Below are 9639 nucleotides of genomic sequence, written 5' to 3'. Positions count from 1 at the left end.
CGTCGCCGCCGCCGCCGGCCACGCCCAGCGCGACCAACCCGCCAGGTGCGCCCGGCGCCGCGAATGCCGCGCCGGCGGACCTGCCGCAACAGGTGGAGGGCCGCCATGCGAATTGAAGCGATGGGCCTGCGTACCGTGTGGCTGGGCACGCTGGCGCTGTGGGGGCTGCTGATCTGGGCGCTGGGCCTGGGTGGGCTCGGCGAGCGCGTGGCGCCGCTGCCCGACGATCCGTCGATGCTGCAGCGGCTGCCGGGCTTGCCCGCGGCCACCACGCAGCGCCTGGGCGATTTCTCGCAGTACGGCGAGATCGCCGCGCGCCCGGTGTTCGCCGAGGATCGCCGTCCGCATCCGTTCTTCCTCAGCGCCGACAACGGCCAGGCCGCCGCGCCCAACGTGCGCCTGACCGGCGTGTTGCTCACCGACCGCTTCAAGATGGCGACGCTGACCACCGAGCAGGGCGAATCGCTGCGCCTCAAGGAAGGCGGCGACGCCGTGCAGGGCTGGCGGCTGCTGTCGCTGGCGCCGCGCCAGGCCACGGTCAGCGGCAGCGGCGGCACCCAGACCCTGGAATTGAAGGTGTTCGACGGCAAGGGTGGGCAGCCGCCGACCGTGCTCGGCCAGGCCGGGCGTGCCGCGCAGGGGCAGATGCCGCCGCCGGCGTCCGCGCCCAATGGCCAGTCCAACGCCAACGCGCCGCGCCCGCCGAACCAGTCCACCCCCAACCCGGTGCCCAACCAGGCACCGACCCCGAGCGCCCCTCAGCCGTCGTCGCCGGCTCCGTCGTCGGAGCAGTTGCAGGCTATCCGCGAGCGGATCGAAGCGCGCCGTCGGCAATTGCAGCAACAGCGCCAGAACAACCCCTCAGGTCAGAACCCTTGAAGAGTGATCGCATGACGCCGCGTCTGTTTTCCCTGTTCCTCGCCATCGGCCTGGTGGCCGGCTGCGCCACCACGCCCTCGCCGGACATCCGTCGCGGCGCCGCGATCAACCCCCAGGTCGGCGCGGCCGGCAGCACCCAGAGCGACGGCCAGGGCGGCCCGGCCGATCCCAACGCCTTGCCCGAGCGCGCCACCCCGGTGATCCGCCGCGGCAGCGGCACCATGATCAATTCCGCGGCCGCCGCGGCGCCGGCGCCGTCGCTGGGCAACGCCAGCAGCGGCAGCGCCACCTTCAACTTCGAGGGCGAATCGCTGCAGGCGGTGGTCAAGGCCATCCTCGGCGACATGCTCGGGCAGAACTACGTGATCGCGCCGGGCGTGCAGGGCACGGTGACCCTGGCCACGCCCAAGCCGGTGTCGCCGGCGCAGGCGCTGAACCTGCTGGAGATGGTGCTGGGCTGGAACAACGCACGCATGGTCTACAGCAGCGGCCGTTACAACATCGTCCCCGCCGACCAGGCCCTGGCCGGCACGGTGGCGCCGAGCACCGCCTCGCCGGCCAACGCGCGCGGCTTCGAGGTGCGCGTGGTGCCGCTGAAGTACATCTCCGCCAGCGAGATGAAGAAGGTGCTGGAGCCGTACGCGCGGCCGAACGCCATCGTCGGCATCGACGGCTCGCGCAACGTCATCACCCTGGGCGGCACCCGCGCCGAGCTGGAGAACTACCTGCGCACCGTGCAGATCTTCGACGTCGACTGGCTGTCGGGCATGTCGGTGGGGGTGTTCCCGATCCAGTCGGGCAAAGCCGAGCAGGTCGCGGCCGACCTGGAGAAGGTGTTCGGCGAGAACAGCAAGACGCCCAGTGCCGGCATGTTCCGCTTCATGCCGCTGGAGAACGCCAACGCGGTGCTGGTGATCACCCCGCAGGCGCGCTACCTGGACCAGATCCAGGAGTGGCTGGACCGCATCGACAGCGCCGGCGGCGGCGCGCGGCTGTTCTCCTACGAGCTCAAGTACATCAAGGCCAAGGACCTGGCCGACCGCCTGGCCGAAGTGTTCGGCGCCGGCGGCGGCAACCGCGGCGACTCCAACGCCTCGCTGATGCCGGGCTCGCAGATGAGCCAGTTGAACGGCGGCGGCCTGGGCGGCTTCAACGGCAGCGACAGCAGCAGCCTGGGCGGCGGCAGCTTGGGCGGGAGCCTGGGCAGCAGCAGCGACAGCCTGGGCAGCAGCAGTTCCTCCGGCAGCAGTGGCGGCGGCTTGGGGAGTGGCAGTCTGCAGCTGTCCCCGCGCACGTCCGGCAACGGCAGCGTGACCCTGGAAGTGCAGGGCGACAAGGTCGGCGTGTCGGCGGTGGAGGAAACCAATACCCTGCTGGTGCGCTCGACCCCGCAGGCCTGGCGCTCGATCCGCGACGTGGTCGAGAAGCTCGACGTGATGCCGATGCAGGTGCACATCGAGGCGCAGGTGGCGGAGGTCAATCTGACCGGTAAACTGAAGTATGGCGTCAACTGGTACTTCGAGCAGGCGGTGAATGCGCCGGCCAATGCCGACAACATCGGCATTGGCGGTGGCGCGAATCTGCCCAGCGCGGCCGGCCGCAAGATCTGGGGCGACATCGCCGGCAGCATTACTGGCAGCAGCGGTTTGGGCTGGACCTTCCTGGGCAGGAACGCAGCCGCGGTGATTTCTGCGCTGGATCAGGTCACCAATGTCAAACTGCTGCAGACGCCTTCGGTGTTCGTTCGCAACAATGCCGAAGCAACACTCAACGTGGGCACGCGCATCCCGATCAATTCAGTCAGCGTCGACACGGGCCTGGGCACCGGCGCTACATATTCCTCGGTGAACTACCTGGATACCGGCGTGATCCTCAAGGTGCGTCCGCGTGTGACCAAGGACGGCATGGTGTTCCTGGACATCGTCCAGGAAGTCAGTTCGCCTGGAGCGGCGCCGACCAATTGCGGCACCAGCGCCGGCACCAGCGTCGCCTGCAACGTCCCGATCAACACCCGTCGCGTCAAGACCGAGGCGGCGGTACAGAGCGGTGACACCATCATGCTGGCCGGCCTGATCAGCGACAGCACCACCGACGGCAGCAACGGCGTGCCGTACCTGAGCAAGCTGCCGGTGGTTGGTGCGCTGTTCGGGCAGAAGACCCAGGACAGTAATCGGCAGGAAGTGATCGTGTTGCTGACCCCCTCGATCGTGCGCAACCCGCAGGAAGCGCGCAATCTCACCGACGAATACGGACAGAAGTTCGAGGCCATGAAGCCGCTGCCGGCACGCGGCAAGAAGTAAGCGGGTGAGCCTGCCCATCGTGCTGCTGGCGGTCGGCGTCGACGACGTCGCGCTGGACGCCTGCCTGGGTGCGTTGGAGGCGAACACGTCGGCTGGCACCCGCGTGTGGCTGGCCGACGATGCGCAGGCCGGCCCGCGCGGCATCCGGGTGATCGAGGCCTGGCTGGCGCGCACGCGCCTGCAGGCCGACTACACGCGGCGGCCGCGCATGCTCGGCGAGGTCGCGCATGTGGACGAGATGCTGCGTGCCTGCGGCGATGCCGACGTGGCAGTGCTGGCGGCCGATGCGCAGCCCGGGCCGGGCTGGTTGCTGCAGTTGAGCGCCTGCCTGGCGCGCGACGCGGCCATCGCCAGCGCCACGCCGTGGAGCAATGCCGGCGAAGCCTGTGCGTGGCCGCGGCTGGGCGAGATCAATCCGCTGCCCGAGGATCCCGAGCGCCTTGCACGGGCCTGCGCGGCCCTGCCGCCGCTGCATCCGGAACTGCCGTCGGCGGTGTGCCATGCGGTGGTGCTGCGTGGCGTGGCGCGGCAGCGCGCCGGCGGGCTGGACGCCAGCAGCTACGGCTCCTGGTATGCGGCGCTGACCGATCTGTCGCTGCGCATGGCCGGGCTCGGCTGGCGCAACGTGCTGTGCGAGACCGCGCATGTCGCGTGCAGTGGTGAAGGCCGCGCCGCCGACGGCGACATGGACGCGCTGGCCACGCGCTGGCCGGCCTGGCACGCGCGCCTGGCCGGCTTCCTGATGCACGATCCGCTGCGCGCCTGCCGCGAAGAGCTGCAGCGCCTGTACGACACGCTGCCGCCGCCGGATCCGCAACGTGCGTTGTTCGATGCCTAGCCTGTCGCCGCCCGACCTGCGGCTTGCCCATCGCTGGACGCAAACCGGCCGCATCTCGCTGTGGCGCTATCTCGAGAACGAGCGCAACTATCCCGGCTGGCATCTCAACGCAGATCCAACTGGATGCCAGTCGCTGTTGGCGTTGCTGGACGCCTTGGCTGCCGACGGCGCCGGTTCCCGCACGCTTCTCATTACTGCACCGAGCAAGACCGAACTTGGCGTGCCGAACAACCGGCGCGGGCTCGCCGCTTGGGTGGCGCCGGAGAAGCTGCGCTTCACGCTGTCCACGACCGACGATCACTGGTCTTTTCCCGTAGACGCAGCGCCAGCTGCACTTGAGGTCGACTCGGCGTGGCTTGCGGCGTTGCGGAAAGGCATCGCGGGCATTGCGAACGGGCAGGGGGACTACGCCATCGGCAAGGGCAGCCATCGTCTATGGTTCTGGTGGTGAGGCGGAAATTGCCGACGTGCGCCTGTTATAGGGTTGTTGAAGCGTTGCTCCCTGACCCCTCGGCTGGCGCGGCAGTCGGTCACGACTGATATTGCAATCAGACGCCAGCGGCGTCGCTGTTGGTTCCTGGTTGGGAGCGGGTGTGGTCCGCTGCGTCTCCACCTCGTGTCGCGATAGCGAACAAGCCGGACTCATTCCGGCGGCGCGTAGACATCCACCGACACTTCCAGCACGTCGTGGCGCCAGGACTCGATGTCGAATTCCACGGCACGTCCGTCGGGATCGTAGCTGACGCGTTGCAGGCGGAAGCACGGCGTGCCGGCGGTGGATTGCAGCAGCACGGCTTGCTCGGCATCGAGCGTGGCCGGATACATCGACAGCCGGCTGCGCGCCTGCCGCAAGCCCAGGCGCTGGGTCAGCACCGTGCTCAACGAGCCGGCCAGGTCGTGGTCGAGCAGGCGCGGCGCCCACGCGGTGAGGATCGCATTGGTCTCCAGCAGCACGGCGCGCCGTCCGATCCAGCGGCGGCGGCGCAGCACGAACACCTCGGCATCGGGATCGTCCAGGTGGAGGTGCCGGGCGAGCGCCGGGCCGGCGGGCTGGCGCTGCGCGGCGAGCAGTTCGGTGCGCGGGACGCCGCCCTGCGCGGCCACGTACTGCATGAAGCCGGCGATGCTGTTGGGATCGTGGCGTACCCGCGGCGCGCTGACGAACCAGCCGCGGCGATTCTCGCGGTAGATGTGCCCGTCCGATTCCAGTTGCTGCAGCGCCTCGCGCAAGGTGATGCGGGTGCAACCGAACAATGCGGCCAGTTCGCGCTCCACCGGCAGGCGCTGGTCGGCGCGCCATTCGCCGGCGGCGATGCGCGCCAGCAGCGCATCGGCGATGCGTTGGGCGAAGCCGGCGGCGGTGGCGAAGTGCATGCGAAATCCAGAGCGTGGAGAAGCGTTGCTGACAAGACTACGCTGCCGGCAGGGTCGCGGACGATGCGGGCGACTGATGTTCGCGTGATGCTCGTGCGGCTGCGGCGCGCCATTCGCATCGAGTTGACGACGGCACGCGCTGTGCCGCCAGGCGGCAAAGAGCGCGTGGCGTGTCAGGTGACGGCTTGCGCGCGGCGCAGATCGGCCTGCCACAGGCGCAGTCCGTATACCGCCAACGCCACGAATCCGGCGTACAGCGCGGCGGTGGGGTACAGCCCCTTGTACACGAACACGCCGACGTAGACGCAGTCCAGCACGATCCACAGGCCCCAGTTGGCGATGCGCTTGCGCGCGGCCCACACGCTGGCGACCACGCTGAACGCCGACAACGCCGCGTCCAGCCACGGCAGCGCCGCATCGGTGTGACGGTGCATCCACCAGCCCAACAGCGCCGCGCCGACGGCGCCGGCCAGCAGCGAACGCAGGCCTTCGCCCCATGGCAGCGGCCCGACCTGGACCTTGCCGTCGTCGCCCAGCCCGTTGCTCCAGCGCCACCAGCCGTAGCACTGCAGCACCACGTACAGGCCCTGCAGCAGCATGTCCGAATACAGCTTCCACTGATAGAACAGCCACGCGTACAACAGCACCGCCACCACGTTGACCGGCCAGCACCAACGTACCCGCCGCGCGGTCAGCCACACACCCAGGACGTTGACCAGCACGGCGAGCAGTTCGAGAGGAGACATGTTGGGAGGCCGGGATTGGGGAGTGGGGATTCGGGATTGGCGGGCGGTTCGCGAGCGCAGTGCATTGCGCGCGTGTTGTAGGAGTGGCTTCAGCCGCGACCCGTCAGTAATAGCGCGTCACGGCTGAAGCCGCTCCCGCAGGGGCTGGCGGCAAACCGGCCGAGTGCACTGTGGGAGGGACTTCAGTCCCGACGCATTGCGCCATCGGAAAGCACATCACTTCGCGCGTCTCGACTGCATGACAGTGGATTGCCACCTTGGTCATCGGCGCGGCTGGTGTTCGAGAGAAGTCATGGTGGATCCGGAGAACAGGGCCAGGCGTTTGCGAACGAAGAAGACAGTGTTTGCCGAAGGAGCAGCGTTTGTCTCACTGTAGGGATCAGCCGCAACCCGTCAGCCGCGGCGCGTCGCGGCTAAAGCCGATCCCACAAGGTGAAGCTCCATGTCTCGCTTCCGGCTTTCACGAATCCCCAATCCCGATTCCCCATTCCCAGCTCCTCAAAACTCAAACTGCAGCGCCAGCCGCGCCGTCCGCGGCGCACCGAGGAACAGATAGTCGTCGCCTTCGTAGGCGCCGACGTCGCGCCAGTAGCGCTTGTCGGTGAGGTTGTCCACGCTCAGTCGCAGTGTGGTCGGCACCGCGCCCAGCCGGGTGGCGTAGCGGGCGCCGAGGGTGTAGACGCTGTAGCCGCCGACGGCGACCTGGCCGCTGCGGTCGGCGTACTTGGCGCCGCTGTACTGCGCGCCGCCCAGCAGCGCCAGGCCGCTGACGCCAGGCACGTCCCAGCTGGCCTGGGCGCTGGCGCGCAGCCGCGGCACGTTCAGTGCCTGGTGGCCTTCGTCGCCCGGCGTGCCGGTGTCCTCGGCGCGCGCGCGGATGCCGGCGACGCTGGCCTGCAGGTGCAGGCCGGCGCCCAGCGTGCCGGCGGCGGACAGTTCGATGCCGCGGTTGTGCAGGCGGCCCTGCTGCACGAACAGGAAACTGCCGTCGGCCTGCGGTTGCGCGTACTGGTTGGCCTGGCGCATGTCGAACAGCGCCGCGCCCAAAGTCACGCCATCGCGCTCGAACTTCATGCCGGCCTCGCGCTGGTAGGCGCTGGTGGGGGCGAGGATGCTGTCGGCGTTGCTGGCGAACCACGGCGCGGTGCCGCCCGGGGCCAGGCCCTTGGCGAAGCTGGCGTACAGCGACAGCGACGGCTGCAGCTTGAACAGCAGCGCCGCCTGCGGCAGAAACACAGAGCGGCGCGTGCGTCGGGTCAGGCTGCCGTCGCGGTCCCAGGCGCGTTCGTCGTAGCGCACCTGGCGCGCGCCCACCAGCAACTGCCAGGCCTCGCCGATGCCGATGCGGTCGCTTGCCAGCAGCGCGGTCTGCGCGCTGTCCAGGCGCCGACGCTTGGGGCCGAGCACGGCGTCGGCCTCCGCCAGCAGCGGAGGGTCGGCGTCGATGTTGCCGCTGCCGATCATCTCGTTGATCGAGCCGTGGCGGTCGATGGTGCGATGCAGGTAGTCGACGCCGACCTGGAACTGGTGCTGCAGCACGCCGGTGCTGGCGCTGCCGCTGGCGATCGCCTGCAGTTCGTCGTTGCGGCGGCTGTCGGCAGGGCTGCGGTAGTCGTAGATGTCGTAGTCGCCTTCGCGGCTGAAGTGGTTGGGCACCGCGTCGCCGGCGCAGCTGGCCGCGCCGTAGCAGCCCCAGGCGAAGCTGGAGTAATCGTCGATCAGCGCGCGGCTGTGCGAGGCGGCCACCTGCAGATGCCAGGCGTCGCTGAAGCGGTATTCGTAGCGCGCCTGCGCATTCAGCGCCTCGATGCCGACCGGCCTGGACCACGGCTGGTAGGCGAGCAGGCGATGCACGGACACCTTGCTCGGCAGCTGCGTGCCGCCGAGCAACTGGTAGCCCGGCACCGAGCGCTGCTGGCGGTCCTGGTATTCCACGTCCAGTTGCAGGGTCGATTGCGGATCGATGTTCCAGTCCGCGGCCAGCGACAGGAAATTGCGGTGGCCGTCGGCGTGATCGACATAGCTGCGCAGGGTCTCGTGCGCGGCGTTGACGCGCAGGCCGAACTGGCGCTCGCTGCCGAACCAGTCGCCCAGGTCCACCGCCGCGCCGCGGCTGCCGTCGTCGTCGCCGCTCAGCACCAGGCTGCGCACGTGCTGCGGGCGCTTGGTCTGGTAGTCGATCACGCCGGCCGGGGTGGTGATGCCGGACAGCACCCCGGACAGGCCCTTGAGCACCTGCACCTGCTCCTTGTTCTCCAGCGCCACGTTCTGCTCGCCGGCGATGGTCAGGCCGTTGATGCGGTAGCTGTTGGCCGCATCCAGCGAATAGCCGCGCACCAGGAAGTTCTCGTAGTAGCCGATCGGCGCATAGCTGTCGCCGACCGCGGCGTCGGCGCGCAGCACCTCGCTGAGCACGCGCACCTGGCGGTCGGACAGCTGCGTGCGGTCGATGGTGTCGATCGCCATCGGCGTGTCCAGCAGCGGTGCGTCGCCGTAGCCGCTCAGGCTGCTGCGGTTGTGCGATTGCCGGCCCTGCACGTTGACCGCGTCCAGTTCGACCGGGGTCTGCGTGCTGGCGGATGCCGGCGCATCGTCGGCGGCCAGGGCCGGCAACGGCAGGACGGTGGCCAGGGCCAGCGCGAGGGCGTGCGGAGCGGGGAAACGGCGGGTGGGAAGCATGCGGAACGACCTCGGGCAAACGAAACGAAAGTGGGAAGCGGCAGCGCCGCGCGGTGCGTGCGCGGCAGGCGTGACGGCGGATGTGTCGGGGTGGATGCGGTGGTTCATGGCGCGGCCGCGGCACGCCGCTGCAGGTGCCGCAGCAGCCGCTGGCCTTCGTCCTCGCCGAACCAGGCGGCGTGGCCGAGCAGGTAGCGGCGGTAGGCGATGTCGGCGTGCGCCTGCGAGCCGGTGATACCGGCGAAGTACTCGATCTCGCTGAGCGCGAAATCGGCATGCACCAGCGGCAGCAGCGCGGCCAGCAGGCGCAGGTGCGCCGCGTCCAGCGGCAGCAATGTGGAATAGCCGTGCAGCAGCGCATCGAGCTGGTCGAGATCGGCGACGGCGGTGCCGCCGTCGTCCAGTTGCAGCCACGGGATCAGATTGCGCTCGATCGCGGTGGCCAGGTCGAACAGGGCGAAGCTGCGGTCGGCCAGGCCGAAATCGAACACCGCGCTGACCGTGCTGGCGGCGCCGTGTCCGCGCCACAGCAGGTTGGAGGCGTGCCAGTCGCCATGCGTCCACAGTGCCGGCGGCGGTGTCTGCAGCAGCGGCCAGGCCTGTGCGTGCCAGGGCAGCAGCTGCACGCGCAGGTCGTCCTGCCAGTCGCGTTGCTGCAGCCATGCGGCCAGCGCCGGACGCCGTGCCAGATCGTGCTCCAGCGCCTGCAACGGCTGCGGCTGGGCGAACAGGCGCAGGTTGGCGACCAGCACGGTGGTGCTGCGCGGCGGCGCGGCGTAGCCGGCCGCGGCACGGTGCAGCGCGGCCAGCGCGCGGCCGGCGG

Annotated in this window: 8 protein-coding genes; 4 read left to right on the top strand and 4 right to left on the bottom strand. The window is 69.7% G+C overall.

Annotation, left to right across the window (positions count from 1 at the left end; all coding sequences use genetic code 11):
* The first annotated feature begins 105 nt into the window (after positions 1 to 105).
* The 4 genes from xpsN to D588_RS0107770 are packed head-to-tail and all read left to right on the top strand — an operon-like array spanning position 106 to position 4468.
* Complete coding sequence (gene xpsN / locus D588_RS0107785; RefSeq protein WP_026143492.1) at positions 106 to 879, top strand: type II secretion system protein XpsN; 774 nt, start codon at positions 106 to 108, stop codon at positions 877 to 879.
* A gap of 11 nt (positions 880 to 890) precedes the next feature.
* The gene (gene gspD, locus D588_RS0107780) at positions 891 to 3179 is read left to right on the top strand and encodes a type II secretion system secretin GspD (RefSeq protein WP_017915570.1); all 2289 of its coding nucleotides are present in this window, start codon (positions 891 to 893) and stop codon (positions 3177 to 3179) included.
* 4 nt (positions 3180 to 3183) lie between these two features.
* On the top strand, positions 3184 to 4017 hold the full coding sequence (locus tag D588_RS0107775) for a hypothetical protein (RefSeq protein WP_017915569.1): 834 nt from the start codon (positions 3184 to 3186) through the stop codon (positions 4015 to 4017).
* Entirely contained in the window at positions 4010 to 4468 is a 459-nt protein-coding gene (locus tag D588_RS0107770; protein ID WP_017915568.1) for a hypothetical protein, read from the top strand. The genes D588_RS0107775 and D588_RS0107770 overlap by 8 nt, the downstream gene beginning before the upstream one ends.
* A 191-nt stretch (positions 4469 to 4659) precedes the next feature.
* On the opposite strand, the gene D588_RS0107765 is transcribed toward D588_RS0107770, so the two are convergent.
* The 4 genes from D588_RS0107765 to D588_RS0107750 all read right to left on the bottom strand — a co-directional run.
* Entirely contained in the window at positions 4660 to 5391 is a 732-nt protein-coding gene (locus D588_RS0107765; RefSeq protein ID WP_017915567.1) for a UTRA domain-containing protein, read from the bottom strand.
* A 173-nt stretch (positions 5392 to 5564) separates the two neighbouring features.
* Positions 5565 to 6137, bottom strand: a complete 573-nt coding sequence (gene pnuC, locus D588_RS0107760; RefSeq protein WP_026143490.1) for a nicotinamide riboside transporter PnuC — start codon at positions 6135 to 6137, stop codon at positions 5565 to 5567.
* A gap of 498 nt (positions 6138 to 6635) precedes the next feature.
* On the bottom strand, positions 6636 to 8816 hold the full coding sequence (locus tag D588_RS0107755; protein ID WP_017915565.1) for a TonB-dependent siderophore receptor: 2181 nt from the start codon (positions 8814 to 8816) through the stop codon (positions 6636 to 6638).
* Between the two features lie 104 nt (positions 8817 to 8920).
* Positions 8921 to 9639 (bottom strand): phosphotransferase (locus tag D588_RS0107750; RefSeq protein ID WP_017915564.1); only part of this gene is annotated, 719 nt, incomplete at its 5' end.

Source organism: Xanthomonas sp. SHU 308 (assembly GCF_000364645.1).
Lineage (GTDB): Bacteria > Pseudomonadota > Gammaproteobacteria > Xanthomonadales > Xanthomonadaceae > Xanthomonas_A > Xanthomonas_A sontii.
The sequence above is the reverse complement of the archived record's forward strand: the minus strand, read 5'-3'. Positions and strand labels throughout refer to the sequence as shown.